15 protein-coding genes are annotated in these 23,128 nt (G+C 36.4%); 6 read left to right on the forward strand and 9 right to left on the reverse strand.

Going from position 1 to position 23,128, the window contains the following annotated elements:
• Both N4270_RS12240 and N4270_RS12245 read left to right on the forward strand, forming a co-directional pair.
• A partial coding sequence (locus N4270_RS12240; RefSeq protein ID WP_260097508.1) for an HYR domain-containing protein occupies window positions 1-3,414 on the forward strand: 3,414 nt, incomplete at its 5' end.
• A 249-nt stretch (window positions 3,415-3,663) separates the two neighbouring features.
• Window positions 3,664-10,170, forward strand: coding sequence for a choice-of-anchor D domain-containing protein (locus tag N4270_RS12245; protein ID WP_260097509.1), 6,507 nt, complete (start codon window positions 3,664-3,666; stop codon window positions 10,168-10,170).
• A gap of 82 nt (window positions 10,171-10,252) precedes the next feature.
• Here the strand turns inward: N4270_RS12245 and hisS are convergent, their stop codons facing one another.
• Window positions 10,253-11,665 (reverse strand): histidine--tRNA ligase, encoded by a 1,413-nt coding sequence (gene hisS / locus N4270_RS12250; RefSeq protein WP_260097510.1) that lies wholly within the window; start codon window positions 11,663-11,665, stop codon window positions 10,253-10,255.
• Between the two features lie 202 nt (window positions 11,666-11,867).
• On the opposite strand from hisS, the gene N4270_RS12255 reads away from it, so the two are divergent.
• Together N4270_RS12255 and N4270_RS12260 are read left to right on the forward strand one after the other, a co-directional pair.
• Window positions 11,868-13,106 carry an ABC transporter permease gene (locus N4270_RS12255; RefSeq protein WP_260097511.1) on the forward strand — a complete coding sequence of 413 codons (1,239 nt, stop codon included), beginning with the start codon at window positions 11,868-11,870 and terminating at the stop codon, window positions 13,104-13,106.
• 9 nt (window positions 13,107-13,115) lie between these two features.
• Window positions 13,116-14,021: a GyrI-like domain-containing protein gene (locus N4270_RS12260; protein ID WP_260097512.1), complete on the forward strand. Its 906-nt coding sequence runs from the start codon at window positions 13,116-13,118 to the stop codon at window positions 14,019-14,021.
• Window positions 14,022-14,030: 9 nt separating this feature from the next.
• Here the strand turns inward: N4270_RS12260 and N4270_RS12265 are convergent, their stop codons facing one another.
• The 4 genes from N4270_RS12265 to rpsF form a co-directional block, all read right to left on the reverse strand.
• Window positions 14,031-14,504, reverse strand: coding sequence for a DUF6495 family protein (locus N4270_RS12265; protein ID WP_260097513.1), 474 nt, complete (start codon window positions 14,502-14,504; stop codon window positions 14,031-14,033).
• A gap of 120 nt (window positions 14,505-14,624) precedes the next feature.
• Window positions 14,625-15,086, reverse strand: a complete 462-nt coding sequence (gene rplI / locus N4270_RS12270) for a 50S ribosomal protein L9 (RefSeq protein WP_260097514.1) — start codon at window positions 15,084-15,086, stop codon at window positions 14,625-14,627.
• Between the two features lie 13 nt (window positions 15,087-15,099).
• Window positions 15,100-15,399: a 30S ribosomal protein S18 gene (rpsR, locus tag N4270_RS12275; protein WP_260097911.1), complete on the reverse strand. Its 300-nt coding sequence runs from the start codon at window positions 15,397-15,399 to the stop codon at window positions 15,100-15,102.
• Window positions 15,399-15,737, reverse strand: a complete 339-nt coding sequence (gene rpsF / locus N4270_RS12280; RefSeq protein ID WP_260097515.1) for a 30S ribosomal protein S6 — start codon at window positions 15,735-15,737, stop codon at window positions 15,399-15,401. Before rpsF ends, rpsR begins: the two co-directional genes overlap by 1 nt.
• A gap of 201 nt (window positions 15,738-15,938) precedes the next feature.
• On the opposite strand from rpsF, the gene N4270_RS12285 reads away from it, so the two are divergent.
• Window positions 15,939-16,634 carry a LytTR family DNA-binding domain-containing protein gene (locus N4270_RS12285; RefSeq protein ID WP_260097516.1) on the forward strand — a complete coding sequence of 232 codons (696 nt, stop codon included), beginning with the start codon at window positions 15,939-15,941 and terminating at the stop codon, window positions 16,632-16,634.
• Window positions 16,635-16,689: 55 nt separating this feature from the next.
• On the opposite strand, the gene priA is transcribed toward N4270_RS12285, so the two are convergent.
• The 4 genes from priA to N4270_RS12305 all read right to left on the reverse strand — a co-directional run bounded on the left by priA (window position 16,690) and on the right by N4270_RS12305 (window position 21,091).
• Window positions 16,690-19,143, reverse strand: coding sequence for a primosomal protein N' (gene priA, locus N4270_RS12290; protein WP_260097518.1), 2,454 nt, complete (start codon window positions 19,141-19,143; stop codon window positions 16,690-16,692).
• Between the two features lie 73 nt (window positions 19,144-19,216).
• Complete coding sequence (locus N4270_RS12295) at window positions 19,217-20,128, reverse strand: tetratricopeptide repeat protein (protein ID WP_260097519.1); 912 nt, start codon at window positions 20,126-20,128, stop codon at window positions 19,217-19,219.
• Window positions 20,118-20,552: a hypothetical protein gene (locus N4270_RS12300; protein WP_260097520.1), complete on the reverse strand. Its 435-nt coding sequence runs from the start codon at window positions 20,550-20,552 to the stop codon at window positions 20,118-20,120. Before N4270_RS12300 ends, N4270_RS12295 begins: the two co-directional genes overlap by 11 nt.
• A gap of 5 nt (window positions 20,553-20,557) precedes the next feature.
• Window positions 20,558-21,091 carry a hypothetical protein gene (locus N4270_RS12305; protein WP_260097521.1) on the reverse strand — a complete coding sequence of 178 codons (534 nt, stop codon included), beginning with the start codon at window positions 21,089-21,091 and terminating at the stop codon, window positions 20,558-20,560.
• 254 nt (window positions 21,092-21,345) lie between these two features.
• Between N4270_RS12305 and N4270_RS12310 the strand changes: the two genes are divergently transcribed.
• Window positions 21,346-23,127 (forward strand): histidine kinase, encoded by a 1,782-nt coding sequence (locus N4270_RS12310; protein ID WP_260097522.1) that lies wholly within the window; start codon window positions 21,346-21,348, stop codon window positions 23,125-23,127.
• Window position 23,128: the final 1 nt, after the last annotated feature.

A 23,128-nucleotide genomic window follows, 5' to 3' on the forward strand; every position in this document is an offset into this window, starting at 1 on the left:
AAAATTCCATGTGTAACAAGTGTACCTACGAATGTAGCAGCAAGCGCAATTACGCCATCAACGGCCGATGTCGCTTGGGATGCTGTGCCTTCAGCAACCTATGATTTAAGATATAGAGAAACAGGAATAACACCATGGACTGAAGTTTTAGACCTTACCATGAATACTTATACAATTAGTGGATTAGATAATCTTACAGAATACGAAGTTCAAGTCAGAAGCAAATGTTCGGTTACTACGTCAGCTTATTCCGCTTCGGAAGTATTTACAACACTGGATTCATGTTTAGATGGTACTATATCAACATTTCCTTATACACAAGGTTTTGAAAATAACACATCCTTTACAGACGAATGGAAACAAGGTGTTAATAACACCGATGATGATATTGACTGGACAAGAGATAGTGGAGGCACGGTATCTTCAGGAACAGGTCCATCAACAGGGTCAGGTTCTACTTGGTATATATATACTGAAGCATCTACTAATTCAGCTCCAGCGGGTAGCCCACAAAAATCTGCCGTCATAACGAGTGATTGTATAGATTTTACAAACTGGGAAAATGCAAAAATCAGCTTTGATTATCATATGTTCGGAACCAATTTAGGAAGTGCTACCGAAAACCCAATTGAAACAGGCTATATCGCACTGGAAGTTAGTGATGATGATGGTTTAACTTTTAATGTCGAAACCATTATAAACGATGATAGTGAGGACGCATGGAAATCGGCAACAGATATCGATTTATCAGCCTATGATGGAAAAATCATACTCATCAGATTTAGAGGTGTTACCGGATCGTCTTGGAGCAGTGACATGGCACTTGATAATATTAATATTGAGGCCGATCCTGCTACGGGTTCTAATCCGCCTGTAGCCGTTTGTCAAAACATCACGGTTCAACTTGATAGCTCAGGAAATGCAACAATAGTAGCTACTGATGTTGATGGTGGTTCTACAGATGATGTTGCTATTACAAATTATAGTATTGATATCGATACTTTTGATTGTACTAATGTCGGTACTCCGGTTAATGTCGAACTTACAGTAACCGATGAAGATAGCCAAACGGATACCTGTACAGCTACAGTTACAGTCGTAGATCAAATAGATCCTGAATTCGCAAACGTACCTAATAATATAACTTTAACCTGCGGAAATAATCAACCAACATGGACAGATCCAACTGTTACCGATAATTGCGGAACTGGATTATCTCCTACGAGAACTGATGGAACCGGCCTTAATAGCGGCGATGTTTTCCCTAACGGAATTACAACGATAAGCTATACAGTTAATGATGGTAATGGAAATACAAATACAGCATCATTTAATGTAAATGTGGTCGTGGATACTGAAGATCCTGTTGCGGTTTGTCAAAATCTATCAATTCAATTGGATGCCAGCGGAAATGCTTCCATAACTGCTTCGCAAATAAATAATGGCTCTTCTGATAACTGCGGAATTGCTTCTATTGCTGCCTCACAAACAACTTTTACATGTGCAGATGAAGGTGCTAACAATGTCACATTAACGGTGACTGACACTAGCGGAAATACCGACACATGTATTGCTGTAGTTACAGTAACATTACAAGACGAGCCAACAACATCAAACTGTTGGGAAACGACTAATTACAACTACAGTACATGCCAGTGGGAAATTAACGGAACACAAGACCCAGAACCAATCGCAACGAACTGTTGGGATGATTACCGATTCAACACGACAAGCTGCGAATGGGAAAATCTAGGATCACAACCTACGGAACCAACCGCAACAAACTGTTGGGATGATTACCAATTCAACACCACAAGCTGCGAATGGGAGAACCAAGGATCACAACCTACAGAACCAACCGCAACAAACTGTTGGGATGATTACCAGTTCAACACGACTAGCTGTGAATGGGAAAACCAAGGATCACAACCTACAGAACCAACCGCAACAAACTGTTGGGATGATTACCAGTTCAACACGACAAACTGTGAATGGGAGAACCAAGGATCTCAACCTACGGAACCAACGGCTACAAACTGTTGGGATGATTACCAGTTCAACACGACAAATTGTGAATGGGAGAATCTAGGATCTCAACCTACGGAGCCAACGGCTACAAACTGTTGGGATGATTACCAGTTCAACACGACAAGCTGCGAATGGGAAAATCTAGGATCACAACCTACGGAACCAACCGCAACAAACTGTTGGGATGATTACCAATTCAATACCACAAGCTGTGAATGGGAGAACCAAGGATCTCAACCTACGGAGCCAACGGCTACAAACTGTTGGGATGATTACCAGTTCAACACGACAAGCTGTGAATGGGAAAATCTAGGATCTCAACCTACGGAACCAACGGCTACAAACTGTTGGGATGATTACCAATTCAACACGACAAGCTGTGAATGGGAAAACCTAGGATCACAACCTACGGAGCCAACGGCTACAAACTGTTGGGATGATTACCAGTTCAACACGACAAGCTGTGAATGGGAGAACCAAGGATCTCAACCTACGGAGCCAACGGCTACAAACTGTTGGGATGATTACCAGTTCAATACCACAAGCTGTGAATGGGAAAATCTAGGATCACAACCTACGGAGCCAACGGCTACAAACTGTTGGGATGATTACCAATTCAACACGACAAGCTGCGAATGGGAAAACCAAGGATCACAACCTACGGAACCGACGGCAACAAACTGTTGGGATGATTACCAGTTCAACACGACAAACTGTGAATGGGAAAACCAAGGGTCACAACCTACGGAACCAACGGCTACAAACTGTTGGGATGATTACCAGTTCAACACGACAAGCTGTGAATGGGAAAATCTAGGATCACAACCTACGGAACCAACTACAGAATGTTATGAAACAGCTACATTTAATACGACAACATGTGTTTGGGATGTAACTGATAACGGTTCAGGTATTATATATTATGCAGATACTGATAATGATGGCTATGGGGATCCTGATGTTTCTATAATTGATTGTTCGCTTCCTACTGGTTATGTCACTGATAATACTGATTGTGATGATACAAATGACCAAATTAATTCTGCAGCGACAGACATTCCAGACAATGGAATTGATGAAAACTGTGATGGTATGGATGAAACGACTTTAGATACTAATGAATTTAATAGTAGTGATGTTACCATTAAACCAAACCCGTTTAACACAACAATTGATATTAACTTACCAATTAGTTTTAATGGTACAGACTTTAATATAAACATCTATGACCTAAATGGTCGAGTTGTATATAAGAAACTAAAATCAAGTATTGATGGTCATATTATTTTAAATGATTTAGACAGATTAGAAGAGGCTCCATACTTTATCAAAATCTCAAATAATGAAAACGGAATAGTAGTGACCAAGAAATTGATCAAATTCTAGAAAAATAAATTATTTTATTAATTATCAAGGCTGAACTTAAAAGTTCAGCCTTTTTTATATTTAAAACATTCAAAATCAACACCTAAGACATTCCTCGTGACCCCTTTAAAAACAACTATCTGTAAACACCTGAAAAACAAGTAATTAAAATTTAACATTGCATTTCATCGAATTTATTTGCATTTCACAGAGTCTACACCTATATTTGTATCATAATTTTATTAGTCCCAAATTAAAATTTAACCGCTTATGAAAACTACTACACTTTCACTTAGAAAGTATGTCACTATATGTTGCCTACTTTTTACATCGTATTTATCATTTTCTCAAGTTACCATCGCAGATTACAATTTTGACTCTGGATTCGAAGGCTGGACTACTAGCTCTTACTCTGGTAGAAATTATAATGCCAATAGCTGTGCCAATTATGGTGCATTGTATACCTATTATGATTATGACTTTAGTACTGGTGCTGTTGTAACTTCACCTACTATTAATTTAACAGCATATACAGATGTAACCATATCATTTTGTAATGTCAATGCGACTAACCATGAAAATGGAGATGGGTTTGATTTACAATATTATGACGGAAGCAGCTGGATAACAATCAGACAAGTAAGACGTGGGACAGATTATACGTTCGGAGGTCCATCAAATAGTGATAACTATAGTAACACTCTCACAAGTGGTACGTATACCTTTTCAGCAAATTCAAGATTTAGATTTATTGGTCAGTCTAGTAGCACCAATGAATGGAGTGTTTATGATGATATTCATATTGAAGGTAATATAAGTTCAACTTGTACTACTGCAATTAGCTCTTTTCCCTATAATGAAGGATTTGAATCTGGTTTAGGTGACTGGACTCAAGATGCTACTGATGATAATGACTGGACAAGAGAAACTGGTGGAACACCTTCAGGTAGTACTGGTCCTAATGCAGCTCATGAAGGTTCTTGGTATATGTTTACTGAAGGAAGTAATCCAAACTTTAATGATGTTTTTAATTTAGTAAGCCCATGCTTTGATTTAACAGCTGAGACTGGAGCAACGTTCTCATTTTATTATCACATGCGTGGTGGCGATATGGGGACTTTAGATGTAGAAGTGAGTACCGACAATGGTATTACATATTCTGCTCCTTTATGGAGTCAATCTGGAGAAGTTCAAACATCTGGTGGTCAGGCTTGGGAACCTGTAAATATTGATTTAGCAAGTTATATAGGTCAAACTATAAAAATACGCTTTAATGGAACTACAGGCTCCGATTATAGAAGTGATATGGCTATTGATGACATAAGCTTAACACCTGTAATTACTGGTCCTGAAATTAATGTTCGCGGTAATGGAATTACGATAGCCGATGGAGACGTCACTCCTGATGTAGCAGATGACACCGATTTTGGTACTGTAGCAACATTACTTTCTACACAAACACATACATTTACCATACAAAATGTGGGAACAGGTGCTATTAACCTTACAGGACCCTCTCCTTATGTATCGATTTCTGGATTACATGCTTCAGATTTTACCGTTACTTCTACCCCTTCAAGTACAATTGCTGGAGGTTCAAGTACAACATTTAACATAACATTTGATCCGAGTGCAGTTGGATTAAGAACCGCCACGGTAACAATCGCTAATGATGATTCAGACGAAAACCCCTATAATTTTAACATACAAGGAAATGGATTTACGGCCTTTCCAGAAATTAATATTCAAGGTAATTTCACCACAATATTAGATGGTGATACAACACCTGACCCATCTGATGACACCGATTTCGGGAGTGTTATCCTAGTTAGTGGAACTAATGTAAATACATTTACCATTCAAAATTCTGGTGGTGCTACATTAACAGTTGGTAGTATTACAATTTCAGGAGCGAACGCTGCAGATTTTACAGTAACCTCAACACCTGCAGGTACTATTCCTGCGTCAGGGAGTTCAACGTTTGATATTTCATTCGACCCTAGTGCTCCTGGCTTAAGAACTGCTGCTGTAAGCATTGTAAATGGTGACAGTGATGAAAACCCTTATAACTTTAACATTCAAGGCTTTGGTGATCCTGGACCACCATCTTATACAGCCTATTATGAAGACTTTGACTCTTCTGGAGGTGGTTGGACTTTAGGTACAAGCACGAATGATTCATGGATATGGACCAATAGTTTTCCTACCAATGAATTAGCTGAAGGTGGCTTCTGGAGAAATTCAAATTTTGATAATTATAATAACAATACCAATTGTGTGATTATTAGTCCGACTATGGATTTTAGCGGATTGTATAATCTAAATTTAAATCTGGATGTAAAATGTAAAACGGAGAGTGGAGCAGACGGAATGATCATTCAGTATTCAATATCTGGCGGACTATGGACCAGAATAGGTTCAACTGGTGACGGTACCAATTGGTATGAAGGCTATACCTCTGCATTAAGTGGTGATGCTTGGAATGGAAACACACATACTGCCACCCCTAGTTTTAATCCGCATAATCAATTTAACAATGTAAGAATTGACTTGGATGATGCTACTTTTGCAAACCAAAGTGATGTTCGTTTTAGAATACAATTTAGAACAGACGGAAGTGGTACAGACGACGGTGTGGCATTCGACAATTTTAGAGTCGAAGCCGATCCTACGACGCCTCTAGCTGATGCTTCTGTAGCTCCTGCCGATATAACAAGCAATTTAAGATTATGGCTAAAAATGAATGAAGGTGTGGTTGCTTCAGATGGAGACCCGTTAACGGCTTGGGAAGATCAGGCTTATGCCACTACTTTAGACAAAGAAGATGCTAATGCTGATTCTTCATTGGCTCCAACTTATAGAGACAATGCTACAAGAAATATTAACTATAATCCTGTCGCAGATTTTGATAACAATAATATAGAGTACATGAATGGTAAAGGAGGATTCTATTCTCAAGATTACTATGTCGTATTCTTTAGTGATGATGAAGTAGACACAAACGCAGGAGCTTTTTCTCCTGGAAGACAATTTGCCATAGGGGGACGTTTCTCTGCGATTAGCTTCCACGAGGATCCTACTGGATTAGGAATAGGTAGTGTTTCTGCTAGGTACGACGATGAAATCTTATCGCATACAGTAGATTCTTACCCTTTATCAGGTCCTCCTGATGACGATTCTTACGGTAGAGCGTTTACAACGACTTCTGATAGTTATCAAAACCATCCTACTATTGTAAATGTCAAAACTAATACAGCTGGTACTTTGTCAGAAATCTATAAAAATGGAAAACGCGTTGATAATACAACAGGTGTTTCTGGTGATGGAGGTACTCTTAATTTTACCGAATTTAACAACTTATCGTTCCTTGTTGGAACAGGTCGAAGTGGAATTGCAGGTAGAACAACATCTCAAATGAATGGAATGATTGCTGAAGTCATTTCATATACGTCTCCAAATTCTGCGTTAAACCAACAAAAAATACAAAGTTATTTGGCATTAAAGTATGGTGTGACCTTACAAAGTTCTTCAACGGGATATGCACATAGTAACTTTAGACAAAATGACGTTGATTATATTGATTCTCAAGGCGCAGTGATTTGGGATACAAGTGCAAATGCTTCATACAATTATGATATCGCTGGTATTGGAAGGGATGATGCTTCAATACTTAATCAAAAACAATCTAAAAGTCAGAACCTTATATCTGATGGTATAGGCCCAACTAGTGGTTTCTTAACTTTAGGGTTAACCGATATCTATGATACAAACAAATTAAACCAATCTAATAATGCAACTAACTTTAATGATAGAGAGTTCTTAGTTTGGGGTAATAATGGTGCCGATTTAAACTTAGCATCTTCAACGATTACCGTAAATATGAGTGCTGGCATCTCTCCTGCGCTTACAACAGATGTATCTTTTACAGCCATGCAACGAGTATGGAAAGTCGTAGAAACTGGAGGTGATATTCCTTCAGTAAAAGTAAGATTACCTCAAAATGCTATTAGAAATATATCGCCTCCAGGAAATTACTATATGTTTATTTCTAGTACTGGTGTATTTGATCCTACAGCAGATTATAGAGTAATGAGATCTGATGGTAATGGTAACTTAGAAACAGATTACGACTTTGATGGTACTAAATATATCACTTTTGGTTATGCGCCTCAAGTTGTTGTAGAACGTTCTGTGTATTTTGATGGTGTTGTTGATTATGTAGATATGGAAGATGCTTTAGACTTAAATCCTGCTGGATTTACTATTTCTGCATGGATTAAAAGAGATGCTGCTGATACTGGTACAAAATCAATTGTTTCAAAAAGAGACGCTGCTTTTACAACGGGTTATGATTTAAGAATTTTAAATGATAATAGAATACAAATTTACTGGAAAAATCCAGCCGATAGGAGTTTAGCTTCTTCGACTGCTATTCCAGATAATGAATGGCATCACGTGGCTGTAATTTATAACGGTTCAAGAGTTTTTATTTACATTGATGGTGTTCTTGACAATGCTATTAATAGATCAGCTCCTATTGACACTGATGAATCTTTTTACATCGCTGCTGCAGGTAAAAACACTCCAACACAACACTTTAGAGGGAATATTGATGAAGTACGTGTTTGGGATGTAGAGCTTACTCCTGAGCAATTGAGATTTGTAATGAATCAGGAAATAGAAGAAAATGCAACCTTTGTTGCTGGTAAAGAATTACCAACAACCATTACTAAAAATGATGTTGGTGCCATTCCTTGGAATCAATTAGCTGGTTACTATCCAATGACAACTTATACGTATACCAATACCGAAGATGCTTCGGGCAACAACAATCAAGGTGCATTGAGAAACTTAGATACTGTCGACCGACAAACAGCACCTTTACCGTATGAGTCACGAGCAAATGGCGATTGGACAACTGATGCTACATGGGAAAACTATACAGTGCAAACCTTACCAAATGCATTATCTATTGTAGATGGCACGACACCTATCGACTGGAATATTGTTAGAATTGACCACGATGTCACTATCGATACTGAAGTCGTTTTAGGTAGAGACCGACAAGTTTTAGGCTTATACTTAGGAAGTGGCGCAGAATTAACCATAGATGGAGATAATGCCGATGCTGCAGCTGGAAACGGTTTAACCGTATCGCATTACTTAAAACTTGATGGTAAAATCGACCTTGAAGGCCAATCACAGTTAGTACAAAACACAGGCAGTGATTTAGATCCAACATCTTCAGGTTCTCTTGAAAAAGACCAGCAAGGTACTGCAGATCTTTATACATATAACTACTGGTCTTCACCTGTTGGAATCATGAATTCAACAACAAATAACAATTCTTATACCGTTTCAGATATTATGTTTGACGGTGTCAATCCTATTAACTGGTTAACATCTGGTTATAATGGATCTGATGGTGCCATTATTAGTATTGCCGATTACTGGATTTGGAAATTCGCTAATCAACCTGATGACGACTATTCTGCATGGCAACATGTGAGACAAAACGGAACCATTTTACCTGGTGAAGGTTTCACGATGAAAGGTCCTGGTTCTGGTGCAATTGTAGATCTTCAAAATTATGTATTCTTAGGAAAACCTAGTAATGGAGATATTAACCTCACCTTAAATGCTGGAAACGATTATTTAGTTGGAAACCCATACCCTTCTGCAATCGATGCCAATATATTCATCACAGATAACGGCCCAACGATTGATGGTGCTGGAGCCAACCCTTTAATTAGTGGTACGCTGTACTTCTGGGAGCATTGGGGCGGAGGATCTCATAACTTATCAGATTACCAAGGTGGTTACGCAACTTATAACTTCTCTGGAGGAGTTGCTGCACCTTCGCTAGGAACCAACGATCCTGATGTTGGAACTGGAGGAACACCTACAAAAATACCTGGACGCTTTATTCCGGTTAGTCAAGGATTCTTTGTTGTGGGAGAAACTACAGGAACGATTAATTTCAATAACGGACAACGTGCTTACCAAAAAGAGAAAGCTACAGGTGCTGATGCTTCAGTATTTGTTAGACAAGCACAAAACACTTCCAGCGCTGATACCAATACGGAAGTTGGTGATGGACGAATGAAATTTAGAATCGGTTTCAACTCAATTAATACCATTCACCGACAGTTATTATTAACCATCGATGAGAATACAACAACCGGTTACGATTGGGCTTATGATGCCAAGACTTATGACGATCAAATGGATGATTTATTCTGGATGATTAATGATGAGAAATATACCATTCAAGGAACTAATGAAGCAGAACCTGAAAGTGTGTATCCGCTAGGTATTAAAGTTCAAGACAGTGGTTTAAACACCATAACTATTGATGCTTTAGAAAACGTGCCTGATACTATTGATATTTTTATCCATGATTTAGAGAATGACACCTACCATAACCTCAGAGAAGGAGATTTCCAATTCTACCTTTCTGCAGGTCAATACTTAAATCGATTTGAATTGACATTTAGCGATAGTAATGCTTCATTAAGTGTTGAGGATACCGAATTAAAAACCTTAGATGTTTTCTATGATAACGAATCGGAAAGTATCGTTTTACTGAACCCTAATTTTGCTGATGTGAAGTCAATTGAATTATTCAATATCATCGGACAAAATATTACAACTATTGAAAATATTTCAGAACTGGACTATTCTGAATATCAAGTTAAGAACCTAAGCACTGGAACTTACATCATTAAGATAAATACTTTAAGCGGTTTGTTATCTAAGAAAGTTTTGGTGAAATAAAATAGACCCAAATCTACCGTGATCTTAACTTAAAGATAGCCTCTTTCCTTTTTGGATTGAGGCTTTTTTTTATCCCGAAATTTTATTGTAATGCTACAATAAGCTGTTCTAATGATAGTTCTTGCTGTTCTCCAGAAGCCATATTTTTAAGCGTGTAAGTATTGGATTGGAGTTCAGAGTCTCCCAGCAATACCAAATACGGAATCTGACGTTTGTTAGCATAATTAAATTGCTTCTTTGTATTTTTCTGATCTGGAAACAACTCCGCACTAATCCCTTGCTCACGAAGCACCTTTATCGCTTTCATACTCGCCATAGCTTCAGCTTGTCCAAAATTGATGAATAAAACTTTAACCGTATTTGTAATTGTTTCTGGAAATAATCCCAAATCTTCCAAGACCAAAGCGATCCGGTCTAATCCAAAACTAATACCAACGCCACTTACATTTTTTAATCCGAAGATTCCTGTCAAATCATCATAACGACCACCTCCACCTATGGATCCCATTTTTACACCTTCGGGAGCTGCCACTTCAAAAATGGCGCCTGTGTAATAATTTAAGCCTCGCGCCAAGGTCACATCCAATTGCAGTTTTGCGGTTTTTAAACCTAATGTTTGAATGCCTTGATTGATAAATTCTAATTCTTCAATTCCTTTTTTTCCTTCTTCGGAAGTACTTAGTATGGCTTTTAATTCATTTATCTGAGCACCAAAATCACCTTTTAAAGTAAACAAGGGCTGAAGCTTTGAAATACCTTCTTCAGAAATCCCCTTACTTCGCATTTCGTCTTTTACCTTCTCCTCTCCTATTTTATCCAGCTTATCCAAAGCCACCGTAAAATCGATAAGTTTATCATGAGCGCCAATCACTTCAGCAATGCCTGATAGTATTTTACGGTTGTTAATTTTTATCGTAACACCGTTTAAACCTAAGGCTGTAAATACCGAATCATATAGCTGAACAAATTCTACTTCCTGCCACAATGAATCAGAACCAACAACATCGGCATCACATTGGTAGAATTCTCTGAAACGTCCTTTTTGCGGACGATCAGCTCTCCAAACAGGCTGAATTTGATAGCGCTTAAACGGAAAATCAATCTCGTTTTGGTGTTGTACAACATAGCGTGCAAACGGAACAGTAAGATCGTAACGGAGTGCTTTTTCTGAAATATGCTTAGTAACAAAATTAGTTTCAATAGCATAAAAAGGATTTAAATCACCTGAAAATGTTTCATCAGACAATTCTTTAACCACATTTTTAAACTTGTCAAAATAATCTCCAGAATTCAATATCTTAAAAATCAAGCGATCGCCTTCGTCACCATATTTCCCCATCAAAGTCTCTGAGTTTTCAAAACTTGGCGTTTCAATGGGCTGAAATCCGAAAACTTCAAACTCGCGACGAATGGTGTTAAATATATAGTTGCGTTTTGCCACCTCTTGCGGATTAAAATCTCTGGTGCCTTTTGGGATGCTTGGTTTTTGTGCCATAGTAAATTTCCTGTGAAAGCAGGAATCTCATTTTTTTGTGCATTTAATGTTTCCGTCGGAAACAAAATGCGCTGAATTCATTTAATCAACCACAAAAATATTATATTTTTTATGGGGAAACAGAACTTATTTTAATTTTATAGTAACTTTATAGGTGTTTTGTAGTCTTATTATAAAACGCAACCCACTTTAGAAATTCTATATGTTTTCATTAGTTAAAGAAAATATTCGTATTGCCTTTGATTCTATTAAGAGTCAATTACTACGAACCATACTTACCGTTTTAATAATAGCTATTGGTATTACTGCCTTAGTGGGAATTTTAAGTGCCGTTTCTGCTTTAGAAAACACCATTTCCAGTGACTTTTCGTCCATGGGAGCCAATACTTTTAATATTCAACGTTATGATTTTACGTCGCAACGTCGCTCTGATAATGAGCAAAAAATAAATCCGGTTATCAATTACAGACAAGTTAAAACCTTTGAAGAAGAATACGATTTTCCGTTTACAAATACGTCGGTATCCTTCTTAGGCACCCGAAGTGCAGAGGTTAAATACGAAAATGAAAAAACCGATCCTGAAGTCCAAGTCTACGGAATTAACGAAAACTTCATTTCTAATTCCGGATTGGAAGTCGAACTAGGTCGCGGTTTAAATTATTTTGATGTTGAAAATAGTAATAGTGTTTGTGTGATTGGTAGTGACCTTCGTAAGGCTTTGTTGAGCGATGTGAACCCGATAAATCAAACCATAAGCATTAGAGGCGCTAAGTTTAAAGTGATTGGTGTGCTCAAAGAAAAAGGCTCCACTTTTGGAAACAATCAAGATTTAAGAGTTTTAATGCCACTTCAAAAAGCGAGAACCATTTTTACCAATCCCAACATTAATTATAGTTTGAGTGTTAAAACGGATAAAAAAGACATGCTCGAAGGCGCTCAAGATGAAGCCATTTTATTATTCAGAAATATTAGAGGTCTTAATCCTGTTGAAGACAATGATTTTGGTATCGAACGCAGTGATGATTTAATTAATAGAATTGGCTCAATTACAGGTGTATTGTCTTCTGTAGCTTGGGTGATTAGTATCATTACAATTTTTGGATCGACCATTGCATTGCTTAATATGATGCTGGTTTCGGTGACCGAGCGCACACGTGAAATAGGTGTTAGAAAAGCCTTAGGAGCAAAACGGAGTACAATAGCATTTCAGTTTTTTATTGAAACGATTATTATTGGACAATTGGGCGGATTACTAGGAATTATCCTCGGTATTCTTATTGGTTATATTTTCGCAGCAGCTGTTGGTTTTAATTTTGTAATTCCGTGGAGTGCGATGATTTGGGCCTCTGTGATTACCTTTATTGTTGCGGTGATTTCTGGGTCTTATCCTGCAAATAAAGCTGCAAAACTGGATCCTGTTGAATCATTACGTTATGAATAAAATTGCGTAATGACCCTTTCTGAAGACCATATCAAACGTATTAATAAGGCACTTCATTATATTGAATCACATTTGGAGAGCGACTTATCCTTAGCGCATATTTCGAGCATTGCTCATTATTCTCCTTATCATTTTCATCGCGTATTTAAGCAATTCACAAAGGAAACTTTAAATAATTATGTTGCTAGAAAGCGGGTCGAAAAAGCTTCGGCAATCTTATTGCGCCAAAAGAATGTGAGCATCTCAGAGCTCTCCACGCAATTTGGTTTTACAAGTCATTCGTCATTTACAAGAGCCTTCAGAAAATTTTATGGCATGAGTCCGAGTGAATTCCGAAGACAAAGCAAAGGAAAATACAGCAAGATTCGTCAAACGAAAAGCAAGAACGGACAAACCATCACAGATTTTGAGCCTTATGTTTGGACTTCAAATCAAAACACTACAACCCTAATGAGTTCACAAATTGAAGTAAAACACATAGACACCATTCATACTGTTGGTATCACATGTATAGGAAAACAACACTTATCGCCTACAATTCACCGTTTAATAGAATGGGCTGGATCTCAAGGCTTACTAAGAGATTCAAAATTTAAAATAGCGACTGTTTTTTATGACAGTTTTAAAATTACTGCGCCAGACAAAGTACGCATGAGTGCCTGTTTAGTGGTGAACCAACCAACAACTACTGATGGCGAAGTAACTTCTATAACACTAAGTTCAGGATCGTCTATTAAAGGTCATTTTGAGATTGAGCCTCATGAGTTTCCTATGGTCTGGACAAATTTATTCAAATGGATGAATGCGAATGGCTATCAAAAACGTGACGAACCACCTTTTGAAATTTATCATAACGATTTCAACACGCATCCAGAAAAAAAATGCCTTGTTGATTTATACATTCCGGTAAAATAAGACAATCACTTACTTGCTTACCAGGTTTTCAAAATACTGATATAATTCGCCTTTAGTAATAACGGCACCTTCTTGAATTAGCTTGAACTTATCTGAACCTTTATCTTCAGAATAGTCTTTTTTAGCTGTGTAGAATTCGATATCATCCGACATTAAATTAGCTCTAAACCAGTCGTAGCCTTCTTTTGTCGTAACATCTATAGTAGGATTTTTAATCTTTAAGGCTATTAATCGCATATGTGTTTTAGTGCAATGAAAGAGGTGCAATTGTTGTGGCGAAATATGCTCTAAATAAACAACTTTAGAAAGCACGCCTTCCCAAATGAGATCACTAAACACATCCAGTTCTTGCTCTGCAACTTCGGGTTTATTAGCTTTTAAATCGGCCCATTCATCTGCAGTAATAGATTGTGTTGCTAAGAAATTGATAAATTCTTGATGTAATTCTTCAAATTGTTCTTTGGTGAGTCTTGAGTATTTCATTTAAAATGTAATGCCTTTAATAATTATGTAGTATAATAACTTAAAATCGTGTAACCAAAATTTAGTATTGAAAAAGCCTCAGCAAAATGCTGAGGCTTTAAGATATCATGTACTTTGAAATTATGCTTCTGCAATAACTTCAAAAGTTAAATCAACTGTTACAGCTCTGTGTAATCTAATAACAGCTTCGTACTGACCTAAACGTTTAATGTTACCACCAGTGATAGAGATAAATTTCTTATCGACATCGTGACCTTCATTTTTAAGTGCATTAGCTAAATCCATATTGGTAATAGAACCAAATAATTTATCACCTGCAGTAGCGCCTGTACCTGCTTTTGATGTTAATTTAATATCCAGAGATTTGATCGCTTCGGCTGTTTTTTCGGCTTCAGCAATGATTGTTTTCTCTTTATAAGCTCTTTGCTTTAAAGTTTCTTCTAAAACTTTTTTAGCAGATGACGTCGCCATAATAGCTTGTCCTTGAGGAATTAAAAAGTTTCTACCATAACCGTTCTTTACTGTTACAATATCGTCTTTAAATCCTAAGTTCTCAACGTCTTGTTTTAATATAAGTTCCATAGTTATTGGTATTTTATTTTAATAAATCTGCTACGTAAGGCATTAACGCTAAGTGACGTGCACGCTTTACAGCTACAGATACTTTTCTTTGGTATTTTAATGATGTTCCTGTTAAACGTCTTGGTAAAATTTTACCTTGTTCGTTTACAAAACCAAGTAACCAATCTGGATCTTTGTAATCAACATACTTGATTCCAGATTTTTTAAAACGACAATATTTCTTCGTTTTGCTAGTATCAATATTTAATGGTGTAAGATATCTAATCTCACCATCTTTTTTTCCTTTTGCTTGTTGTTCAATTGAAGACATAATTACGCTTTTTGTTTATCTCTGTTTCTTCTCTTTTCTGCCCAAGCAATCGCATGCTTGTCTAATTTTACTGTTAAGTAACGCATAAAACGCTCATCACGTCTAAACTCTACTTCTAATGGATTTACTACTTCTCCATCTACAGTGTACTCAAATAAGTGATAAAAACCACTTTTTTTGTTTTGGATTGGATAGGCTAATTTTTTTAAGCCCCAATCTTCTTTGGCTACCATCTTCGCTCCTCTAGAAACAAGAAAATCTTCATATTTCTTTACTGTTTCCTTTATCTGGTCATCAGATAAAACGGGATTTAAGATGAAAACAGTTTCATAATGATTCATAAAAATCTATATTTATTGTGTTAAAAATGAGTGCAAAAATAACTATTATTTCTATTTCTGGCAACGTTTTTGTCTATAAAAATTTGAATACTTTAATTTTCTTAAAATTTTGTTAAAATTAACACTTTACCGATGTTTTTTGGTTTTTAACCGAATTTTTTGTACTATTGTCGATATCTTAACCTAAAATATAATAATGTTATGACTTTAAACTGTGTAGTAGTTGATGATTCTGCGATTCAACGATTATCGATTGTAAAGTTAATTGAGAATCATTCCTCTCTTAACCTTATTGCAGAATACAGTAGCGCATTAGAGACCAAGAACGGGCTCAATACTCATAAAGTAGATTTAATCTTCTTAGATATTGAGATGCCTGTACTTAACGGTTTCGAACTGCTCGACGTACTCAACAACAAACCCCAAATTATTTTCGTTACAGGTAAAACTGAATACGCGTTTAAAGCTTTTAATTATGATGCAACCGACTACCTACAAAAGCCTATCACTAGGGAACGTTTTAATACGTCTGTAGAAAAAGCACTAGAGCAGCATAAACTTAAGCTGGATTTCAATGAAACGGATGGCGAACATATTTTCGTCAAAAGTAATTTGAAAAAACGAAAAGTTTACATCAAAGATATTAAATGGATTGAAGCACTTGGTGATTATGTAAAATTAGTTACTGAAGAAAACAGCTTAGTCGTTTTATCTACAATGAAAGCTTTCGAACAAGAATTACCAGAAGGTAAATTTTTAAGAATCCATAAATCCTATATCGTCAACCTTGATAAGGTCGATAGATTTAACAGCAAAAACGTAGAAGTTGGCGCTTATGAGATTCCACTAAGTAGAAACAAGAAAACCCAACTTGTAGATGCTTTGAACAATATTTAAAGGCCTTAAGACTTTTTAAGTTTGAAGATATAACGTTAGAAAACAACTAATTAACTTAATAATTATCGACATTTAAAATTACTCTTATTGCCCTAAAATCTTTTACACTCGAGAAGCTGTTATTAATTTTAATAATAGCTTCTTTTGTTTTTGCTAAGGATTGTTTCTGCGGAATTTTAACCAGAATATGCTTAAGATACTGATTCCTGATTCTTGCCACAGGCGGAAACTCTGGTCCCAATACATTAGCATCGAAAACCGTTCGTAACGATCGCGCATACCAATCGGCTCCAACATTCACACGATTATAATCTTTATGTTTCAACGTAATTTTAATCATTCTGAAAATTGGCGGATACTTATAAATATGCCGTTCATTTAATTGCTCTTCAAACATCTCAACATAAGCATTCGTAGAGACTTGCTGCAGTATATTGTGATACGGATTGTATGTTTGAATCAATACTTTACCACGTTCCTTTGTTCGTCCTGCTCTACCTGACACTTGAGCCATTAACTGATAGCTGCGCTCATGAGCTCTAAAATCTGGAAAATTCAGCATATTATCTGCATTCATAATTCCAACCAGTTTCACATTTCTAAAATCCAAACCTTTAGTCAGCATTTGCGTTCCGACTAAAATATCGATTTCGCCTTGCTCCAAAGCGGTTATAATTTTTTCATAACCATACTTACCTCGAGTTGTGTCTAAATCCATACGCGCCACATTATAATCGGGAAATAAGGCCTTGACCTCCTGCTCTACCTGTTCGGTACCAAACCCTTTAGAATCGAGTTCAACACTACCACAAGCGTCACAGGTTTTAGGCATCACTGTATGATAACCGCAATAGTGACAACGCAACTGATTTTTATATTGATGAAAGGTTAAACTCACATCACAATTAGGACATTGTGGTGAATGTCCGCAAGTTTGACATTCTACAATAGGCGAGAATCCACGTCGGTTTTGAAATAAGATAATTTGATGATTGGTCTTCAAAGTTTCGGTCATTTCTTCAATGAGCCGATCACTAAAATGACCTTGCATGCGTTTTCGCTTATGTTTGTCTTTAATATCAACCAATTCAACATCTGGCATCATCACATTATTATAACGATGCTGCAATTCCACCAAACCATATTTACCCTGTTTGGCATTGTAATAACTTTCTAAGCTTGGCGTCGCTGAGCCTAAAAGCGTTTTACTTTTGAATATACTTGCCAATACAATGGCTGTATCACGGGCGTGATATCGTGGTGCAGGATCAAACTGTTTGTACGACGACTCATGTTCTTCATCAACGATGATTAATCCTAAATTCTGAAAAGGCAAAAGTACCGAAGAACGCGCTCCTAAAATCACCTGTGCTGTTGGTGCGTTTTGCAAGACATTGTTCCAAACCTCAACACGTTCGTGGGATGAATATTTACTGTGGAATACTGCTACTTTCTCTCCGAAATAATTCTGAAGACGTTCTACTAATTGTGTGGTCAATGCAATTTCAGGGAGCAAATACAATACCTGCTTATTAGCATTGATTTGCGCTTCAATGAGTTTGACATAAATCTCAGTTTTACCTGAAGATGTAACACCATGAAGCAATGTAATGTTTTGATTTTCAAAAGATTCTAACACTTCATTTAAAGCAATTTCCTGATAATCATTGAGCTGTTTGGAGTCTTCATTATCATCGCCATCATATTGCACACGATCTATTTGTATGTGATACTCTTCTAGAATTCCTTTATCAATAAGCGCTTTTATGATGCTTGAAGACGCTCCACTTTCCGAAGACAAATCAGTTACTTTTACAGGTTTTTTAGTTTGTGCCGAAACCGAGAACAAGGTCATCACCACATCACGTTGTTTTGGTGCCCGACTTAATTCTTCCATTAAATTCTGAAGTGCTTTTTCTGAAGAAAACTTAGAACTCAACTTTACATACCGAACTAATTTTGGTTTGTATTTCTCATAGATTTCTTCCTGAACTGAAATCGCATTTTTTTCCAGCAAACGTTTAATAACCGGCAACACGTTTTTCTTGTCCAGAATAGACATTAAATCCTGTATTTTTAATGAAGACTGATGGTGCAATGCTTCATAAATCACAAACTCATCATCTTTCAGGTCTTCATCATTGATGACGATATCTTCATTTTTACTAATTACAGTCTCACTTTCGAGTATAAAAGCACTAGGTAAAGCAGCACGCATCACATCGCCAAGCGTACACATATAATACTTGGAGATCCATTGCCAGTGCTTCAACTGTTCTGTAGTAACTAAAGGCGTTTCATCAAGTATTTGATGAATCTCCTTCGCTTCATAAGCAGAAGGTGCTTTATCATGAATATCAAGGACTAATGCTGTGTAAATCTTTGTTTTTCCGAAGGGAACAGACACACGAATCCCTGGTTTTAGAAAATCAGCTTCAGCCTTGGTAATGGCATAAGTAAAGCTCTTTTCTAAAGGAATTGGAAGAATGACATTGATAAAATGACCCATGCCTCAAAGGTAATAGGTTTGCACAAAAAAACCATCGTAGTTAGCGATGGTTTTTAAGAGACTGCTCGTAAAATTAATTATCTATTTTGAATAACTTTTTGAGTGATGTTGTATCGGTGTTTGACTTCGTTTGTCTTTTTTCAGACTTATTACTGGCTTTTTGCTGTGCTTTTTTAGTTGTATTTCTACTTGTAGTTGTTCGGCGCGTTTTCGTTTTTAAGTCGGTTTGAGACGAGTTTAACTGACTGTAATCTGGAATATTATCAAAGGTTCCTCCCGCTTTTTTATCGGCTAGTGCTCGTAAAATCCCAACTTTGGTATCAAACTCCCCTAATGTGATTTTATCATAAATAGCAACAGCTTCAGAATAGCGCTCATACTCTTCATAAATCCACGCGAGTAACAACAACTCATGTCGCGTTGTCTTTGCATTATCACGATTAGGATTAAGTTCCAAGCTTTTATGAATATCGGCTTCAGCTTCTTTTAAATTTCCAAGATTAAAATGCAATTGCGCTCGCATAAAATAAGCCAATGCATTAGGAGACATTGCAACATATTGATTTCGGACTTCCAAATCACTTTCTCTAACTTGTTCACGAGCAATAAGTTTACCACTTGTACGATCACGATCTAGGTTTTCGTAATATACCTCACAAGTGTACACTAACTCATATTGTAAAGACAAAATCAAATTTTTTCTTGCTAACTGTCCGAGATAAAACTTTTTATTAGGATCGGCTTCAATTATTTCGGCATCTATAAGCGTTGCATAAGTTGGTAAAACTTGATTAAAACACATTTTAAAAGCGTTTTCGGTGAGCTTTCGTTTTAAACTTTCTTCTTCCAAACATGCACACATATCTGTTCTAAACGCCGTTTTATAAGTCTGAGCATTCACACCATACACACTTATCAATGTAAATATTATCCCTGTAAAAAGCCTTTGTCTCAATGGTTTAAAACCTGTAATTTTAGTCTTCATCTTCTTCGTTTCCTACAAAATAGGCCTTCACTGTTATCATACAGTATTTCAGGGCTTTCTTAGACCTATTTAAATTAATTGTTGCCTTCCCTTTTTTTATAATACTTGCGCTTCCGCTAGTCATATCATCTAAAACTGTAGGTAAAACCTGCCATAAGCTATCCACATCTCGTTCAGCACTTTCAACTAAAGCATCTTCTATTTCAGAAGGCACTTCGACGCCAACCTGTGTTAAACTGTCGTATACAAAAACCTTGTGATAAAGTTCAAATGTATTCGCGACAAACTGGTCGACACTCTTAATTTTGGAAGTCCGTTTAGGCGGTTTAATTCGCTTTGGTTGTGCTATTCCGAAATTAGGCATTAAAAACAGAACCAATAAACCCATAGATATTTGCTGTGCTAATGAATTAATTATGCTCATAAGCCTTAGTAATTAATGGTACCATTCATTGTTAAGATGGTTCCTGATTCTACATTAATAACTGTTGTATTGTCAAACACAACTTCTTTTGCAATTTTGTCAACACTAAAACCAGTACCACAGTCGGTGTCATTTGCTGCACTCGTTGGAGGCGTCGAACAGACATAGCGAAATTCTTCTCCGTTTTTTAGAATCGTCATAGAAATCGCCTTATCGACATCTGCATTGTCATCTGCATCAAATTGAGAAGCGACAATCACGAAAGCATTTACAAAGTTGGTAGGTATTAGTTCTCCATTTTCGATGGTCGTATCTTCATCCAATAAAACCACAGCACTTGAAGTCCCTGTAGAAGCGAGTCCGTCTGAATCAATATTACCAACAGTTAAGCTATTTCCTACGGAAGCGGTATCTGCTCCAGACAATTGAATTGTACCAAAAGCATCATTGTTACCAGAACCAGAATCATCGTCGCCAGAGCAACTGATAACAAATAAGCTAAATAAAATAAGCGCCAAAGTATTGAGTTGTGTTTTCATGTTTTTTTGTATTAGTGATATGAATTATTTTAAATTTTGTTTTACTGAATGCCTTTTTAGATAATCGCTATGTTATTTAAAGTTCCATTGGATAAAAGCTACTTCAGGTTGATAACCTAAAGGAATAGATTATCTCAACACAACACCACCACTAATTTATTAACGTTGATTTTGAATATATTAACGTAAGACGTGTAGTCCGTTTTTGACAAATAATTGCTACTTTTAACCAGCTATTATTTATTCACGTTTTTATGAAAAGATTTACACTAAGCTTCTTTTTAACAGTATCGTTATTGTGTTATGCTCAAAACTCGGTTATCGATTCACTTGAAAACGTTATCAAAAATTATAAAACTGAAGACACCACCTATGTGAACTTACGTATGTCGCTAGTGGCAAAAAAAATGTTTATAACGCCATCAGATTCTTCCTGGATGGCTTATAATCTTAAAACTTTAGATGTTGCTGAACGCCTTAATTACACTAAAGGCATAGCACTTACAAATAACAACCTAGGAATTATTCAGCATTATTTTTTATCGGATCCTTTACAAGCGCTTGACTATTACCAAAAAAGCTATGCTATTATAGAAAAAGAACCTAAGCTTAAACCTTATACTGTTGGTGTGCTGACAAATATCGGACTCATAAATTACGAGCAACAAGAATATGACAAGGCCTTAAAAACCTTTAAAGCCTTGTTAGAATTTCCGCAGTACCACACCAATACGTTCTTTAATATTGGTAATATTTACGGTCATCAAAAACTACCTGATTCGTCTATTTATTATTATAAAAAAGCCATTGTTGAAGCCGAAAAAAGTAATAATATCATGCATATTGCTAACGTTAAAAGCAACTTAGGTCTTGTACAAACCAATGCAGGTTATCTCACTGAAGGGCTAACCAATACCAAAGAAAGTTTAGATCTGGTTGAAACCCATAACCTTGAGATTATGAAAGTATCGGCTTATGTGAATGCTGCTGAAGTTTATCTTAAAAACGATTCAATTGAAAAAGCCGAATATTACGCCACCAACAGTCTGAAACTTAACGAAGCTCTCAATAATTTAGCTACAAAAAATAGTGCGCTTGCAACTTTAGCTAATGTTTATGATAGAAAAGGAGATTATAAAAATGCGTTAAGCACATTTAAAGAACATGTGATTTTGCGAGATAGCCTGATTAATGCCGATCGAAAACTGGAGATATCCCGAAAAGAAATTCAGTATGAAGCTGATAAAGATCGTGCTATTGCGCAAGTAGAAATTGAACGTCAAAAATCGATAAGAAATGCTTTTATTATTGGTGGTTGCGGACTCCTAATTGCTTCTTTAATCGGGTTTTTATTATACCGAAGAAAGCAAGACGCCGTAGCAAAATCTAAAGAAGCAGAGTTTAATGCTAAAGTTTCTGATACTGAACTTAAAGCGTTACGCTCTCAAATGAATCCGCATTTTATATTTAATTCTTTAAATTCAATAGGAGATTATATTTTAAAAAATGATACTCAATCTGCAAGTGACTATTTAGGGAAATTTGCCAAACTGATGCGTTTGACTTTAGAAAATTCAGAAAAAAAAGACATATTACTTTCTGAAGACATATCGCTTTTAAAAACCTATTTAGATATTGAACGCAAACGTTTTGGACATAAATTTGATTATACTATTGACATCGATGATGCCTTAGATCCCGAAAACATATTGATTCCTCCTATGATCCTTCAGCCTTTTATTGAAAATAGTATCATTCACGGATTAGCGACTTCTGATAAAAAAGGCACTATTTCAATAGCTTTTAAAGATGCCGACCAAATGATTATTTGTAGTGTTGACGATAATGGTGTTGGCAGAAAAAACACTCAAGCGCTTACCAATTCCTCAGAAAAAAAATCTATGGGAATGGCTATCACCAAAAGTAGAATTGATATCATTAACAAAGTAAAAAACACCAAAGGAGACGTTAAAATTATTGATAAAACCGATGGTACACGTATTGAAGTGACACTTCCTTTACAAATAGCCTATTAGC

It is taken from the genome of Psychroserpens sp. SPM9, from assembly GCF_025153525.1.
In the GTDB taxonomy this organism is placed as follows: domain Bacteria; phylum Bacteroidota; class Bacteroidia; order Flavobacteriales; family Flavobacteriaceae; genus Psychroserpens.